Raw genomic sequence first — 15,992 nt, 5'->3', positions numbered from 1 at the left:
ATGAAGTCAGCCGTTCTGCTGTTTGCGCGTGCCAACCGCCGACACTTGGCCGAGATGCTGTTGGCCACGGCCATGGTCAATGGCTTTGCGCTGGCAGTGCCGATGTTCTCCATGCTGATCTACGACAAGGCGATCGGCAACGAGATGCACGAAACGCTGTGGGCGCTGGCCGCCGGGATGGTGCTCATCCTGATGATCGAGGCGCTGCTGCGCTATTCGCGCGTCTTGCTGGTGGAGCATGGCAGCAGCCGCTGGGACGTGCAGCTGGACCAGCGCCTGGTGCTGGGCCTGCTGCGCCAGCCCACCAGCCGGGCCGCACCTGTGGGCGACGTGGTCTCGAAGTACCGTGAACTCTCCATCACCCGAGACTTCCTGAGTGCGCAGTTCCTTCTGCCGCTGGCGGACGTTCCCTTCCTTCTGATTTTTGTGGTGGTGGTCGCGATGGTGGGTGGGCCCCTGGTGTGGGTGCCCGTGCTCTTTGGATTGGGCCTGATTGGCATCTCGGCCTTTGCGCATGCCATGAGCTACCGACGCCAACTGGACGCCACGCGAGGGCACAGCGAGAAGCTGACCAACCTGGTGAACATCTTGATGGCCCGCGAAAGCCTGAGCATCCCGACCGCGGCGGGCGCTGCGGTAAAGCGCTTCAAGGGCCCTTCCATCCGCTCCGCCCGCAGTGCCGCCAAGGCCCGTTTCTGGTCGCAACTGGGCGGGCAGGCCATGCCTTTGGGCATGACGCTGGCCACGGTGACGCTCCTGGTGGCGGGCGTCTACCGGGTCGAAGCGCAAGCCCTGACGGTGGGGGGGCTCATTTCGGTCAGTCTGCTCAGCAGCCGGATCCTGGGCGTGTGCTGTTCAGTGGTTCCCATCGTGACGCGCTGGAAGGAATTCTCCAGGGCCTTGCTGGACCTCAAGCAGTGGATCCAGACCGAAGCCGAGCGCCCTGCGCCGCCCCTGCATGACGAGCGATTGCCCTCGGTCGGAGCCTTGATGGTGGAGGTGGCGCTGGTCTACCCGTCCCGCAGCGAGCCGGCGCTGCACAAGCTCAACCTGGAGCTGCGTGCGGGGGAACTCACGGTGGTGGTCGGTGCCTCCGGTTCGGGCAAGTCCTCTTTGCTGCGCTTGTTGGCCGGACACGTCGCGCCCAGCACGGGCCGGCTGGCCGTGGGAGGCCACGTGATCGCCAGCGACAAGGACCGCCGCTGGCTGGCCGAGCGCACGGCCTACAAGCCCCAGGACCCGGTGTTCCTGCCCGGCACCCTGGCCGAGGTGGTGACGGCCGGCAGACCGGACATCGCCCCGGCCGACGTGGAGCTGGCCCTGACCCGCGCCGGCTTGGGGCCTGCCCTGCAGCGGGGTGCGCTGGGCCTGAACACCCAGGTGGGGCTGAACGGCCAGGAGCTGTCTGGCGGGCAGCGGCAGATGGTGGCACTGGCCCGGGCCTTCCTGTCGGGCGCCCACATGCTCGCTTTGGATGAGCCCACGCTGGGCCTGGACCGCACGGCGCAAGACCAGGTCTTGCAGAGCCTGCAGAGCATGAAGGCCGGACGCTGCCTGGTGGTGACCACGCACGCCACCGAGGTGATGCAGATCGCCGACCGCGTGCTGGTGTTGGATGGCGGCCGTCTGGTGGCCGACAGGCCGCCCTCCAAACTCTTGGGCAAGCCTGGCAGCACGGATGAGCGGCCCGGCGGGGAGGCACCCGCAAAGGTCAAGAAGGGCAGCCCCGCAGCCCGGTCGCCCCGGCAAGACCTGCAGAAGACATGACGAAGCCAGGGCATCGCCGCACACGGCGGGTGCTGCAGCGGCCCGGGGGCGCCCGGTGAGCGGCCGTGCGCAGCCCTTGGTGCGCGCTGGCGGTGGGGCTGAGGCCACGTCTGCCGATGCCGCTGCCCGGCCAGGAGCCGGTGCGCTGGACCTTCTGGCGGGAAGCCTGGATGGCCTGCTCGGCGATGGGCGGACCCTGCGCCGCCCGCGTTGGTTGATGTACTCGGGGCTGCTGCTGGTGACCGTGTCGCTGGTCTTGATGGGCCTGTTCGAGGTCGATCAGCTGGTGCGGACCCAGGGACGCCTGATTCCCGCGGCCAAGCCGCAACTGGTGCAGCACCTGGAAGGCGGCATCGTCTCCAAGGTCTTCGTGCGCGAGGGCGACCGGGTGGTGAAGGGCGAGCCGCTGATCGCCGTGTCGGACCTGCTGGCGTCTTCTTTCCGGGGGGAGAAGCAGGCGCGGCTGAATGGCTTGATCGCCCGCGCAGCCCGGCTGCAGGCTGAGGCCGAGGGCCTGGGCATGGGGGCGCCGAACGGGCTGCCTGCGCGCTCCGTGGAGCTCCGCAACGAGAAGGACTCTTTCCTTGCGCGCCAAGCCACGCTGTCCCAGACCCTGAAGGTGCTCGAGGAGCAGATCAAGCAGAAGGAGCAGGAGCAGCTTGAGCAGGAGGCGCGCAAGCGCGGCCTGTTGAACGAGTTGGACGTGGCCCGCCAGCAGCTGGCGGTGATGGCCGGGCTTCAGTCCAGGAACGCGGCGTCCCAGATGGAGACACTGGACGCACGTGCACGCGTGGAGCGGCTGACCACCCAGCTCAAGGAAGCCGAAACCGCTTCGCCTCGCCTGGCCGCTGCGGCTTCTGAGCTGAAGGCACGGCTCGCGCAAGCCTCGGCACAGGTCAGAAGTGAGGCGCGCGCGAGCCTGGCCGCCACGCGCGTGGAGCTGGAACGCCTCACCCAGGAACTGACCGCCGACTCGGACCGCGTCAGGCGCACCGAGGTCACAGCCCCCGCCGATGGCACCGTGAACAAGCTGTTGTTCAACACGGTGGGTGGTGTCGTGAAACCCGGCGACACGCTCTTGGAGTTGACCCCGGCCACGGGCGACCTGTTTGTCGAAGCCAAGGCGTCGCCCGCAGAACGCGGTTCGCTCCAGGTCGGGCAGGCCGCCATCGTGCGGATTGCCGCCTTCGACTACACCACGCACGGATCGATCGAGGCCACCGTGACGGAGATCAGCGCCGACACCTTGACCGATGAGCACGGGAATCTCTACTTCCGCATCGCCATGTCGCTGGACCCCACCAGCGTGGCCAGGTTCGGCAGGCCGCTCACCCCAGGCATGACCTTGACCGCAGACGCCGTGACGGGGCAGAGAACGGTTCTGCAGTACTTGCTCTCACCCATCAGGGGCTTGACCCAGTCGGCCTTCAAGGACTGAGAGCGAAGGAAACCTGACCCGTGTGAGCCGTGGCGCGCGGGACGCCATGCCACACCGCGGACACCGGTCCGGGTCGGAATTGGTCATTTGGCGCATCTGACCGGCGGTGACCGGTTTTTTTATGGGTGGTGTATGCGGTATCTTTTTCTGCATCCGGTGTTTCCGGGCCAATTCACCAAAGTGATGGAAACCCTGGCGCGGGATCCCGCCAATCAGGTGGTTCACTGTTCGATGATGTCTTCGGTGGCCGCGATTCCCGGCGTGAAAAAGATACGCTACCAACTGCCCGATGCCACCTCCAAAAAAACCCAAACCTGCGCGCAGCGGCTGGACAGCACCATTCAACACGGCCAAGCGGTGTTGGGCGCCGTCAGAAAAATCTTGGACCAAGGGTTTGAACCCGACTTGATCTACGGCTACACCGGCCGGGGCCCGACGCTGTTCATGAAGGATCTTTTCCCCCAAACCCCGCTGTTGGGGTATTTCGAGTGGTTTCTCAATCCGTTTGGCTCCGAATACAACTTTGACCCGGAACAGCCCTTGTCCTTCGAGTCGCAGCAAGCGATGCGGCTGGCCAACAGCAACATTTTGCTGGACTTGCAAGCCTGCGATCACGGAGTCACGCCCACGCATTGGCAGCAGCAGCAGTTCCCCGCGCCCTACCGGCCCCATCTCAGTGTCTTGCACGATGGCGTGGACACCGAGTTTTACCAACCCCGCCCCGCAGGCTCGCCGGGCGGGTTGACGCTGCCCGGCGTGAATTCAGAAGGCGTGACCGAGATCGTCACCTATGCCACCCGGGGCATGGAGCCTTTCCGGGGATTTCCGGAATTCATGCGGGCGCTGGCCCAGCTGCAAAAACGCCGGCCTCACTGCCATGCCGTGATTGTCGGCACCGAGGAGATTTTTTATTCCAAGGCCCCCGTGGGCGCCGAGAATTACAAGGAGGCCATGTTGCGGGAATTGGCGGGAGAATTGGATGTGTCTCGCGTTCATTTCACCGGGTGGCTGGATAAAGCCGCGTATCGGTCGATCTTGCAAGCGTCTTCGGCGCATGTGTACATGACGTATCCGTATGTGCTGTCGTGGTCGCTGATGGAGGCCATGGCGTGTGGCTGTTTGGTCATCGGCTCGCGCACGGCGCCGGTGCAGGAAGTCATTCGCGAGGGCGAAAACGGCTGGCTGGTGGATTTTTTCGATCACCATGAACTGGCCCAGCGTCTCGAAGCAGCGTTGGACAGCGGCGCCGAGGGCCAGCGCCTGCGCCGCCAAGCGCGCGAAACGGTGCTGGAGCGCTACGCCTTGGATCGTTTGCTGCCACAGCACCTGGCCTTGCTGGATCGCTGGGCGCGGCGCTGATGGACGCCGCCGAGGCTCGCGGGGATGGGTGAACGACAAAGCAAGCGTCGCTGGGCTCTTCCGCGCCAAGAGGTGGTCATACACTTGATCGCTTTCAAGCGATAAGTTGCAGATATCGCATCGGAGCGATATAGTTCGGAAATCGCCTTTGGCCGATTTTCCCATGGACTACCCCCTGCAGCTCAACAGCCAACTGCGGCAACTGCTGAAGTCGCTGCGCAAGACCCGTCAGATGACGCAGGCGCAACTCGCGCAGCGCCTGGGCGTGGTGCAGTCGCGGGTCGCCGACATCGAACGCGAGCCCGGGAGCGTGAGTGTCGAGCAACTGATGAACGTCCTGTCCGTGCTCGGTGCACAACTGGTGGTGAGAGAGACAGCGCCATCAGTGCCGCCCGGCCACGCCCCGGACGACCCGGCAGCATCGGGTTCGACCGATGCCCCCGGGGCGCCGCCGCGCGGCCAGTGGTAAGGGCCTCAAGCGCGGGACTGGAGCATTGAACCCATGACCGATTCGTCGAGACCAGGCCGGCCATCGGCAGCCAGGGCGCGTCATGGCTGAGGCGCGCGAACTCGGGGTGTGGATGAACGGCGAGCGCGTCGGCACCTGGCAGCGCACGCGCACCGGCGGGCATCGATTCATCTACGAGCCGTCATGGATCGCGTCGCCCAGGGTCCGCCCCTTGTCGCTGTCGCTGCCCCTCACGCCCGACCGAACGATCAGCGGCCCGGTGGTCAGCCACTACTTCGACAACCTGCTGCCCGACGACGAGCGTATCCGGCGCCGCGTCAGCGCCCGCTTCAAGCTGGGCTCAACCGACGTGCTCGAGCTCCTGCAGGCCATCGGGCGTGACTGCGTCGGCGCTGTGCAGCTGCTGCCGCCGGAGCAGCCTCCAACCGGGTTCGACCAGGTCCAGGCCGAGCCGATGGACGACCAGGCCGTCGCGAGGCACCTGCGCGGCGTGGCGGCCACGCCTGGGCTGGGTAATGCCCTTGAGGATGGGGGCGACGACGACCCTCTGCGCATCTCGATCGCCGGCGCCCAGGAAAAGACGGCCCTGCTGCGCGTCGATGGCCAGTGGTGCCGGCCGCTGGGGGCAACGCCCACCACGCACATCCTGAAGCTGCCCCTGGGCCTGGTGGGTGGTCGCAGGCTGGACCTGAGCGAGTCGGTCTACAACGAGTGGCTGTGCGCGCAGCTGCTGCGCGAGCTGGGCCTGCCGGTGGCCACCACCGACATCGGGCACTTCGACGACCAGACCGTCCTGGTGGTCGAACGCTTCGACCGGCAATGGCAGGAAGCATCGCAGCGATGGCCGCAGCGCTGGATTGCCCGCATCCCGCAGGAAGACTTCTGCCAGGTGCTGGGCCTGCCGTCGGAGGACAAGTACGAGGCACAGGGCGGCCCCGGCATGGCCCGCTGCCTGGAGGTGCTGCGGGGCGGCGCCACGGCCGCGGCCGACACGCGGAACTTCCTGTGCGCGCAGCTGGCGTTCTGGTTGCTGGCGGCCACGGACGGGCACGCCAAGAACTTCTCGGTCTTCCTGCTGCCCGGCGGCCGGTATCGGATGACGCCCTTGTACGACGTCATCTCGGCGTGGCCGATCATCGGCGACGGCGCCAACCGGGTTGCCTGGCAGGAAGCCAAACTCGCCATGGCGGTGCGGTCGAAGAACACGCACTACCAGCTGGCGCGGATCCAGACCCGGCACTGGCGGGCGCTGGCAGAACGCAGTGGCGCAGAGGGAGCCTGGCCGGCGATGCAGGCCCTGGTTGCCCGCGTGCCGGCTGCCATCGATGCCGTTCAGGCACAGATCGCCATGACGCAGCCTGCCGGGTTCCCCCAGAGGATGACGGAGAGCATCGTTGACGGGCTGAAGAAGCAGGTGCGCGCCTGGGATATCGGGCTGTAGGCCGGGCTCTGGTTGGGGCAACGATGGCTGACGGGATCACCCGTTCGGGTTCCCTGCGAGCCCGGAATCCGCGCGGCCAGTGGACCTGAAGCTCGTTGGCCCTCCCCGACGTCCGGCGGACCACCCAGACAACCGGAACACAGCGCCGGCCCGCCAGATGCCAGATGCACTTCCCAGTGGTCGCCGCAGAGGTGCCCGGAATCACGCCAGGGCACAAAGCCCAACGGTCATTTCGATGCGTCGAAGAAAGGCGCCGGGCCCAACCCGGGCACAAAGTGGGCACGGGACCCGGCCGCAGTTTTCGCCTCTCTTCGCCACTTGGCGCCGGACAGGCCCCCGAACGCCCCGCTCACGGAGTGCTCACCGGATGACAGTTGGGCCATCGCTTGAGCTTGCACGGACGGAGCTACCGACCACCACGCGCAGGATGATGGTACTGCGCTGGCAGCGAGCTCGCCGGCAAGGTTGTCGGCAACACGCCGAAGCTGCTCCCGGGCGCTCGATCAAGACTCGTGATCGCCGCTCAAGGCACGCTGCAAGCGGCGCCGTTGCCGGCCTACTGCGCTCGTGCCAGACGCGCAGCGAGCTCGTCGTGCTGGAGCCTGAACTTGTCGGCGTTCTTCCTCAGCTTCGCGAGGTTGTGAAGCTTCCACTGCAGCGCCGGCAGCTCCGCGATGTGTGCATGGCGCAGCAGCTGCCACTCAGGCTCGGCGCGCACGACCGACAACAGGAACTGGCGGTGTCGAGGCAGCAAGGCGCGCGGCAGCTCGTGCATCAAGCGTTGGCGCGTCGCCACCAGCTCGCCGAGGTCGACGGGGGCCGACGTCATCCCGACGAACTCAGCTTCGAAGACCGCGTCGAGCGGCTTCTCGTTCGGGAACAGCACCTCATGCGTGGGGCGGTTGTGGCCCGCCAGGTAGACCACGAAAAAGTCCAGGAGGTCCTCGCCCCACCCGCCGCCGGCCAGCATCAGTTGCACGTCGAAGAGATCTCGCGGGTGCTGTCGGTCGAGCGCCGCCACCAGCACAGCTTGGCCTCGGTTCCATCCTTGGACCTGCGAAGGACGGCAGAGTACCCAAGGGCCTCGACCCGCGCCTGGGCTGCTGCCAGTTCAGCACCGATGGCCCCCAACGCTTCCTCGCGCGGCAGCCCGTGCGGGACGAAGACGACGTCGATGTCCACAGACAACCGAGGCATGTCCTGGACGAAGAGGTTCAGGGCCGTGCCACCCTTCATCGCAAACGCTGTCGTGTCGAAGACCGCCGGCGCCACGGCCAGCAGCAGTTGCACGGTGCGGACGTAGTCGGCGTTCATGAGGGGCGCTTCAAGTTGAGGCGTTCGCCGGTCTTCGTGGCCGACACCCAGCGCCGGCCTCCACCGAGGCGCCTGCTGTGGCGGCGCGCCAGGTCAGCCCAAGGAAGACCCAGCTCATTGGCGAACGAGTGGGCCAGCCGGGCCACCTTGATCCGCTTGAGATGGGCCAGCAGGGTGTCCAGCACGTCCATGCGCAAGGATCGCGCAGCCTCCACGAGATGGCGAGCCTCCTCCAGTCCCTGCCCCTTGCCAACGTCGCTCAGGAGTTCGAGCACGGCGCGCTCGGGCGCGGACACCATGAGGTCGGCGCGGCCGCCCGGCAAAGGCGCCAGGCCTACGGCTCTCGGCAGCGTGCTGTCGAACAGGTGGGTGGCCTGGTAGGCGGCGGGGAAGGCGTCTGTGAACCAGGTCGGCAGCGTCGTGGGCACATCTCCCCAGAGCACCAGCCGCTCCTTGAAGGGCAGGTTGTGGCGTACGCCGCGCCAGCCCAGGGCGGTCTTGCCCGCGACATGGAAACCGGGAACCTGCGTCACCAGCCAGGCCAAGGACGCATCACGGTTGAGTTCGTCGCCGGGCAGCAGGTAGACGCCGCGACCCAGACGCCGCAGCCAGCCACTCTCCGCCAAGCGCCCCACCTGCTTCGCGCTCAGGCCGCGATCCTGCAGCAAGCGGGTCGACAAAGGCGCGCCCCGGGGTAGCGACGCCAGCGCCTGACGGAATAGAAGGCTAGGAGAACTCACCATCGGATGGTCAGTATCGCAATTTTTCTATGCCGTCGAGACGAGTTTCGGCCTCACAGGAGAAGAGCGACTTCCGGGCACATGACCCAACGGTCAACTTGGCCCGGGTCCGCAAACCGCTGGGCACAGCCTGGGCACAAAGTGGGCACAGGTTGGGCACAAAGCAAAACGCCGCCCTTTTGGGGCGGCGCATATTCAGTTCTAAGTTGTTGTTTTTGTTAGATATTTTTGTGGTTGCGGGGGCAAGATTTGAACTTGCGACCTTTGGGTTATGAGCCCAACGAGCTACCAGGCTGCTCCACCCCGCGTCAGAGCCCGACAGTATAGCGCCCTTTTGGGCGCCTCTTGCGCCACAGCGCGGTTAGCAGCACGGCGGTGGCGGCCAGTGCCAGCGGCCACAGCGACAAGCGCGAAGCCCAGCGCGCATAGGGCGTCAGCCCCTCGCGGCCCTCGAAGCGCGCCACCAGCACGCCGCGCGTGTGCGGCGCCAGCATCGCCGTGACGGCGCCACGGTGGTCGATCACCGCGGTGGCGCCGGTGTTGGTGGCGCGCAGCATCGGCCGCTGCAGCTCCAGGCTGCGCAGTCGCGAGATGTGCAGGTGCTGCTCGACGGCGATGGTGCGGCCGAACCAGCCGATGTTGCTGAGGTTGACGAGCACGGTCGGCGCCGTGCGCGCGTCGGCGAAGCGGCGCGCCAGCTCCTCGCCAAACAGGTCTTCGTAGCAGATGTTGGGGCCGAAGCGCTGGCCCAGGGCCACGAAGGGCGGTGGGTGCGTGACGCCGCGCGCGAAGTCGCCCAGCGGGATGTTCATCAGGTTCGTGAACCAGCGAAAGCCCGGCGGGATGAACTCGCCGAAGGGCACCAGGTGCCACTTGTCGTAGCGGTGCGGCTGCGTCTGGTGCGCGGCCGACAGGCCGACGACGCTGTTGGTGTAGCCGGTGCCGAGGTCACCCAGCGGCACGCCCACCAGCGCGGCACGGCCGCCGCTGGAGCGGTCCGCAAAGTGCACCTCCAGGGCCTCCCAGTAGCCGGGCGCAAACTCGCGCAGCTGCTCCGGCAGCAGCGGCACCGCCGTCTCCGGCGCCACCACCAGCGGGGCGGTGGCGTGCAGCAACTCGCGTTGCACCCAGGCCAGTTGGGCCGGCAGGTGCTCACTGGCGAACTTCTCGTCCTGCGCGACATTGGTTTGCAGCAGCGCCACCTCCATCGGGCCGCCGGCCGTGGCCACCGGTGTGGTGAAGTCGCGCGGCGCCACCTGGGCCAGCGCCACCACGCCGGCCGCCAGCGTGGCCGCCGGCCAGTGCCTGCCGCGGCTGCGCAGCAGCTGCACCACGCCCGCGGCGGCCAGCGCCATGACCGCACCGATGCCGTACACGCCCAGCCAGGGCGCCAGGGCCGCCAGTGGCGAGTCGACCTGCGAATAGCCGGCCGCCACCCACGGGAAGCCGGTGAACAGCACGCCGCGGGCCAGCTCGGCCAGCAGCCACAGCGCGGCGAACAGCAACGCGTCGAAGCCGCTGCCGCGCCGCAGCCTGGCGTACAGCACGGCCGCCAGCGCGAGGTACAGCGCCAGTGCCGCCGACAGCGCCGCCACGGCGGCAGCGGCCAGCGGTGCCGGCAGCCCGCCGTAGTGGTGCATGCTGATGAACAGCCACCAGGTGCCAGCGGCCAGCCAGGCCGTGCCGTAGAGCCAGCCCAGCAGCGCGGCGCGGCGCGGCGGTGCGACATCGAGCCGCCACACCAGCAGCGACAGCGTGGCCAGCGGCATCGCCCAGGCCGCCGGGTGCACGAAGGCCAGGGTCTGCACCGCGCCCAGCGCAGCGGCCAGCAGCGCGTCGGCCGCCACCGGCCAGGGCCGGCGGGCCGGCGCCGTGTCAGTCGACGTCACCGCCTTCGACCGTGGGCGTGTCGCTCGCGCGCGCCACGCGGAACCAGCGCACTGCGCCGCCGCGCGTGATCATCACCGTGAAGGCCAGCCCGCCCACCACCACCGTCTCGCCACGCCGCGGCACGCGGCCGTGATCCTGCGCGACCAGCCCGCCGATGGTGTCAAAGCCGTCCTCGGGCAGCTGCGTGCCGAAGGCGGTGTTGACGGCATCGATGGCCACGTCGCCGGCCACGCGGTGGCTGCCGTCTGCCAGCGTGTAGATGCCGTTTTCCTGCTCCTGCTCGTCGAACTCGTCCTCGATCTCGCCGACGATCTCCTCGAGCACGTCCTCGATGGTGATGAGCCCGGCCGTGTTGCCGAACTCGTCGATGACCACGGCCAGGTGGTTGCGGTTGGAGCGGAAGTCGCGCAGCAGCTCGTTCAGGCGCTTGCTCTCGGGCACGAAGACCGCCGGCCGCAGCAGCGTGCGCAGGTTCAGCTCGGGTGCGCGGTGCAGCTTGAGCAGGTCCTTCGCCAGCAGGATGCCGATGATGTTCTCGCGGCCACCCTCGTGCACCGGAAAGCGCGAGTGCGCGGTGTCGATGACGGTGGCGAGGATGTCCTCCACCGGCGAGTCGATCGACAGCAGGTCCATGCGCGTGGCCGGCACCATCACGTCGCCGGCGGTGAGGTCGGCCATGCGCAGCACACCCTCGAGCATGAGGCGCGACTCGGGCTCGATGAGCTCACGGCTCTCGGCGTCGGCGAGCGTTCGGATCAGCTCGGCCTTGCTGTCGGGGCCGGGCGAGACGAACTCGATGAGTCTTTCGAACAGACCGCGCGGGTCGCGGCTTGCGGAGGCGGAGCCGCGCTTGTCGCGCGGTTCGCCCGGGCTGCGGTCAGGGCCGCGCCGGGTAGGGGCTGGGTCGGACACTGGGAGGGTGCCGGCAGTCACGGAGGGCGGAAGAATACCCCAGCCCCCGCCGCCGTCGCGCCTGCGGCGACAATGCAGCGCCATTTCAGACCTCCGACCCGCCTGTGAACGCCACGTCCCCGATCCCCGACACGCTGCGCCGCCTGGCCCTGCCGGTGGCGGCCATGGCCGCGGTGATCGTGCTGTCCAACGTGCTGGTGCAGCACACCATCAACGACTGGCTCACCTGGGGTGCCTTCAGCTACCCGCTGGTGTTCCTCGTCACCGACCTCACCAACCGGGCGCTGGGCCCGCAGGTGGCGCGGCGCGTGGCCTGGATCGGCTTTGCCATCGCGGTGGCGGTGTCGCTGGCGCTGGCACCGTGGCGCATCGCGGTGGCCTCGGGTGCGGCCTTCCTGTTTGCGCAGCTGATGGACGTGGCGGTGTTCAACCGCTGGCGCGCCGCCACCTGGTGGAAGGCGCCGCTCATCGGCTCGCTGGTGGCCAGCGTGGTCGACACCGCGGTGTTCTTCTTCCTCGCCTTCGCCGGTACCGACCTGAACTGGCTGATGCTTGCCGCCGGCGACCTGGCCGTGAAGGCCCTGATGGCCGCCGTGCTGCTGGCCCCCTACCGCGCGCTCCTGCCCCACCTGCAGGCCTGGGCTCCGCCGCCTTCGGCCACGGCCCGCTGACACCGACGACCCGCATTCCACCGCCCACCATGAGCACCGGCCTGATCCCCGCCACCATCCTCACCGGCTTTCTCGGCTCGGGCAAGACGACGCTGCTCAAGCGCGTGCTCTCCGAGGCCCACGGCCAGAAGATCGCCGTCATCGAAAACGAGTTCGGCGAGGAGAACATCGACAACGAGATCCTCTCGGTCAACACCGAGGAGCAGATCATCCAGATGAGCAACGGCTGCATCTGCTGCACCATCCGCGAAGACCTGCGCAGCGCGCTCGCCACCCTGGCCGAGAAGCGCCGCAAGGGCGAGCTGCAGTTCGACCGCGTGGTGATCGAGACCACCGGCCTGGCCGACCCCGGCCCGGTGGCGCAGACCTTCTTCATGGACGACGAGATCGCCGAGAGCTATCTGCTGGATTCGGTCCTCACGCTGGTGGACGCCAAGCACGCGGCCGGCCAGCTCGACACGCGCCAGGAGGCCCGCCGCCAGGTCGGCTTTGCCGACCAGCTCTTCCTCAGCAAGACCGAGCTCGTGGCCGAGGCCGAGGTCGAGGCGCTGGTGCACCGCCTCAAACACATGAACCCGCGCGCACGCCAGCGCAGAGTGCACTTCGGCGAGGTGCCGCTGTCGGAGGTGTTCGACCTCAAGGGCTTCAACCTCAACGCCAAGCTCGACATCGACCCCGACTTCCTGCAGGACGGCGGGCACGACCACCATCACGATCACCACGACCACGGCGAAGACTGCGACCACCCGTCGCACCAGCCCGGGCACGCCCACCATCACGCGCACGACGACGACGTCAAGAGCTTCGTGTTCCGCAGCGAGCGGGCCTTCGACCCGGCCAAGCTCGAGGACTTCCTCGGCGCCATCGTCCAGGTCTACGGGCCGAAGATGCTGCGCTACAAGGGCGTGCTCTTCATGAAGGGCTCCGACCGCAAGGTGGTGTTCCAGGGCGTGCACCAGCTGATGGGGTCCGACCTGGGCCCGAAGTGGGTGCCGGGCGAGAAGAAGCAGAGCAAGCTGGTCTTCATCGGCATCGAGCTGCCGCGCGAGGTGCTGCTGCAGGGGCTGGCGCAGTGCCTCGTCTGAGCCCCTGAAGGCGTTTCCGCGCCCCCCGCCGGGCGGGCCGGATGCCCCTGGAACGCGTGGCTACAATCCGCGCGCCTCGAAGGGGGTGGCCCGGGCGGCGTGCAGTGCGCCCGGGCCAGAACCACCGATCCAGGACGTACCCGAAAGGGGAGGAGGTCCCCGTGAGCAAGTCAACGGCCAAGGCAGCGGCCGACAGCAAGACGAGTCCGGCTGCCAAGGCACCGGCCAAGAGCGCACCCAGCAAGAGCGCACCCGGCAAGAGCGCACCCGGCAAAAGCGCCGCCGCCAAGCCGGCGCCGAAGCCGGCCCCGAAATCGGCCCCGAAGTCGGCGCCCCCCGCCAAACCCGCTGCGGCGGCGGCGCCCCAGGCCGCCGCCGCACCCAAGAAGGCAACGGCCACCCCGGCGCCGGCCCAGGTCACGACCGTCGTCAAGACGCCCCCCGCCGCGGCGGTGTCGCCGCCGAAGAGTCCACCCAAGGCCTCTTCGCGCGGCTCTTCGCGCGCCGCGGCGCCGGTCGGCGCCAAGGACATCCCACCCGCCGACTCTCCGGTTCCCGGCGCCCGGCACGGCTTCGCCGAGCGCTTCGGCCCGGCAGCCAAGACCGCACACCGACAGATGCCTGAGTCGGCTGAGTTGCCCAAAACCGCTCCCAAAGACCCCAAGCTCATCAACGCCTGGAAAACCAAGGCCGGACGCGATCTGAGCGAAGCCGAACTCCTGGCGATGCCGGAGTCGGAGTACATGAATGACAAGCAGCTCGACTTCTTCCGCGCCCGCCTGGAGATGCAGAAGGCGGAGCTGCTGTCCAGCGCCGACGAGACCACCGAGCATCTCCGCGAGGACACTTCCATCGTGCCCGACCCGGTGGACCGTGCCACCATCGAGGAAGAGCACGCGCTGGAGCTGCGCACGCGGGATCGCGAACGCAAGCTGCTGAAGAAGATCGCCCAGGCGCTGGCCCGGCTGGACAACGGCGACTACGGCTTTTGCGACGAAACCGGCGAGCCCATCGGGCTGCAGCGCCTGATGGCGCGGCCCACGGCCACGCTCACGCTCGAGGCACAGCAGCGCCGCGAGATGAAGCAGAAGATGTTCGGCGATTAAGGCCCCCTTGCGGGCCTTCGTGCGGGCGTGGCGGCGCAGGACCCCGGGGTAGTATCCGCGTGCCATGGCCGAGCAAGAGAAGAACGAGAGCTTCTACCGCAAGGTGGTGAGGTTCGTCGTCAACCCCGCCACCCACTGGTCCGATCTCGGTGCGCGCCAGGAAGAGACCCAGCAGCTCGAACAGGAGAAGAACGAGCTCAAGGCCATGATCGAGCGCAAGCGGCGCAACGACTTCGTGCGCAGGCGCGAGTTCGACGTGCTGCGCCAGTTGCGGCGCGAGGGCCTCTCGCCCGAGCAGCTGTGGGCCCTGGGCAGCTCGTCGCGGCTGGACGACGCGGACTCGCGCAGTTCCGGGGCGGTGTCGCCGCGCGCCGACAGCGTGAAGGCCAAGATCGACGAGATCGAGCAGCAGATGGTCGTCGAGGGTGGGCTGTCGGCTGGCTTTTCGCGGCGCGGTGGCCTCGATCTGAGCAGCCGCCTGGCGGCTTTCCCCCTGCCCGGTTCTCCGGCCGGCGCCCCGGCGCCGGTGCCGGTGGCCCCGGACCTGCCACCGCTGTCGCCCCTGTCCGCAGACGGCCACGCCACCTTGCCAATGCACTTCGGCGAGCGTTCGGCCTTGCCGCCCGGCAGCCCGCCGACCGAACCGTCGAGCCCCTTTGCCGTCGAGGTGAGCGAGGTCGGGCACGACCCCGAGCTGGACGAGGCCGTGATTGCCTTTGCCAATGCCGACTTCGGCCCGTGCGAGGACGCCCTGCAGGCCCTCATCGGCCCCGGCGGCGCGCGCGCGCGGCACGCCGAGACCTGGCGGGCACTGTTTGACCTGTACCGCGCCACCGGCCAGCAGCGGCGTTTCGAGAGCCTGGCACTCGACTACGCCCGGCAGTTCGGCTGGAGCGCGCCGCAGTGGTACAGCCTGCCCAAGCTGGTGGCCGATCAGCTGGCCGAAGGGCCCGAGGTGCGTCGTCCGGACGGCACCGGCAGCCCCTCCGGCGGGGACTTCGGCTGGGTCTGCCCCGAGTTGCTGGACATCGAGGCCGCGACGCGGCTGCGCGCGCAGACGCTGCAGATGCCGCTGCCCTGGATCTTCGACTGGGGCAGGCTGCGCGCCATCGACCCCGAGGCGGCGATGCAGTTGTCGATGGTCTTCCGGCTCTGGGCCGGCCAGCAGCTCTCGATGCGCTGGCTTGACGGCGACCGGCTGTTCCAGGTGCTGGCCGAGTCGGCGCCCACCGGGGTGCGCGATGCCGATCCGGCCTTCTGGCTCACGCGGCTGGACGCCCTTCGCCTGGCCAACCGCGCCGACCAGTTCGAAGAAGCCGCGATCGACTACTGCGTCACCTACGAGGTGAGCCCGCCCTCCTGGGAGCCCACGCGCTGCGCCGTTCACATCAGCGGCGGTGCGATGAGCACGCGCAGCCCGCCGATGTCGATGGTCTCCGAGGTTTCCACCCGTTTCCTCGAAAGCGAACGGGCCGACGGTGCCGACGGCGGCGTGGCAGTGGCACACGTGGAGTTGTCGGGCCAGCTCATCGGCGACATCAGTGCCACGTTGACCAGGCTGCAGGGCCAGATCGGGTTGGCGACGGCGGTGAGCGTTTCGTGCGCGCGGCTAATCCGTGTCGACTTCATCGCCGCCGGCGACCTGCTGAACTGGGTGCTGGCCCGCCGCGGCGAGTCGCGCTCGGTGCACTTCGTCGAGGCCCACCGCCTGCTGGCGCTGTTCTTCGGGGCCATGGGCTTCAACGAGCATGCCAAGGTGAAGCTGCGCAGGGACTGACGCAGACAGCGGCAAGCCGCCGC

General features: G+C 68.3%; 12 protein-coding genes, 1 tRNA gene and 1 pseudogene. 9 read left to right on the top strand and 5 right to left on the bottom strand.

Annotation, left to right across the window (positions count from 1 at the left end):
• The 5 genes from KA711_03300 to KA711_03280 all read left to right on the top strand — a co-directional run bounded on the left by KA711_03300 (position 1) and on the right by KA711_03280 (position 6,474).
• Positions 1–1,767, top strand: coding sequence for an ATP-binding cassette domain-containing protein (locus KA711_03300; protein ID MCM0608009.1), 1,767 nt, complete (start codon positions 1–3; stop codon positions 1,765–1,767).
• 79 nt (positions 1,768–1,846) lie between these two features.
• Complete coding sequence (locus tag KA711_03295; GenBank protein MCM0608008.1) at positions 1,847–3,205, top strand: HlyD family type I secretion periplasmic adaptor subunit; 1,359 nt, start codon at positions 1,847–1,849, stop codon at positions 3,203–3,205.
• 87 nt (positions 3,206–3,292) lie between these two features.
• The gene (locus KA711_03290) at positions 3,293–4,564 is read left to right on the top strand and encodes a glycosyltransferase (protein MCM0608007.1); all 1,272 of its coding nucleotides are present in this window, start codon (positions 3,293–3,295) and stop codon (positions 4,562–4,564) included.
• A gap of 163 nt (positions 4,565–4,727) precedes the next feature.
• A complete protein-coding gene (locus KA711_03285; protein MCM0608006.1) occupies positions 4,728–5,033 on the top strand; it encodes a helix-turn-helix transcriptional regulator in 306 nt (101 codons plus the stop codon).
• 112 nt (positions 5,034–5,145) lie between these two features.
• Positions 5,146–6,474 (top strand): type II toxin-antitoxin system HipA family toxin, encoded by a 1,329-nt coding sequence (locus KA711_03280; GenBank protein MCM0608005.1) that lies wholly within the window; start codon positions 5,146–5,148, stop codon positions 6,472–6,474.
• Positions 6,475–7,030: 556 nt separating this feature from the next.
• Here the strand turns inward: KA711_03280 and KA711_03275 are convergent.
• From KA711_03275 to KA711_03255, 5 genes and pseudogenes are all read right to left on the bottom strand, one after another.
• A pseudogene (locus tag KA711_03275) lies at positions 7,031–7,788 on the bottom strand (nucleotidyl transferase AbiEii/AbiGii toxin family protein).
• Positions 7,785–8,531 carry a type IV toxin-antitoxin system AbiEi family antitoxin domain-containing protein gene (locus KA711_03270; protein MCM0608004.1) on the bottom strand — a complete coding sequence of 249 codons (747 nt, stop codon included), beginning with the start codon at positions 8,529–8,531 and terminating at the stop codon, positions 7,785–7,787. Before KA711_03270 ends, KA711_03275 begins: the two are co-directional and overlap by 4 nt.
• 228 nt (positions 8,532–8,759) lie before the next feature.
• Positions 8,760–8,836, bottom strand: a tRNA-Met gene (locus tag KA711_03265).
• Complete coding sequence (lnt, locus tag KA711_03260) at positions 8,837–10,297, bottom strand: apolipoprotein N-acyltransferase (protein MCM0608003.1); 1,461 nt, start codon at positions 10,295–10,297, stop codon at positions 8,837–8,839.
• A 106-nt stretch (positions 10,298–10,403) separates the two neighbouring features.
• Positions 10,404–11,414: a CBS domain-containing protein gene (locus tag KA711_03255; protein MCM0608002.1), complete on the bottom strand. Its 1,011-nt coding sequence runs from the start codon at positions 11,412–11,414 to the stop codon at positions 10,404–10,406.
• 80 nt (positions 11,415–11,494) lie between these two features.
• On the opposite strand from KA711_03255, the gene KA711_03250 reads away from it, so the two are divergent.
• The 4 genes from KA711_03250 to KA711_03235 all read left to right on the top strand — a co-directional run bounded on the left by KA711_03250 (position 11,495) and on the right by KA711_03235 (position 15,969).
• Positions 11,495–12,001, top strand: a complete 507-nt coding sequence (locus KA711_03250) for a VUT family protein (protein MCM0608001.1) — start codon at positions 11,495–11,497, stop codon at positions 11,999–12,001.
• A 29-nt stretch (positions 12,002–12,030) separates the two neighbouring features.
• Complete coding sequence (locus KA711_03245; GenBank protein MCM0608000.1) at positions 12,031–13,086, top strand: GTP-binding protein; 1,056 nt, start codon at positions 12,031–12,033, stop codon at positions 13,084–13,086.
• A 161-nt stretch (positions 13,087–13,247) separates the two neighbouring features.
• Entirely contained in the window at positions 13,248–14,192 is a 945-nt protein-coding gene (gene dksA, locus KA711_03240) for an RNA polymerase-binding protein DksA (protein ID MCM0607999.1), read from the top strand.
• A gap of 64 nt (positions 14,193–14,256) precedes the next feature.
• On the top strand, positions 14,257–15,969 hold the full coding sequence (locus KA711_03235; protein MCM0607998.1) for a hypothetical protein: 1,713 nt from the start codon (positions 14,257–14,259) through the stop codon (positions 15,967–15,969).
• Positions 15,970–15,992: the final 23 nt, after the last annotated feature.

Source organism: Ideonella sp. WA131b (assembly GCA_023657425.1).
In the GTDB taxonomy this organism is placed as follows: domain Bacteria; phylum Pseudomonadota; class Gammaproteobacteria; order Burkholderiales; family Burkholderiaceae_C; genus Rubrivivax.
This window is presented reverse-complemented; position numbering and strand designations above follow the sequence as displayed.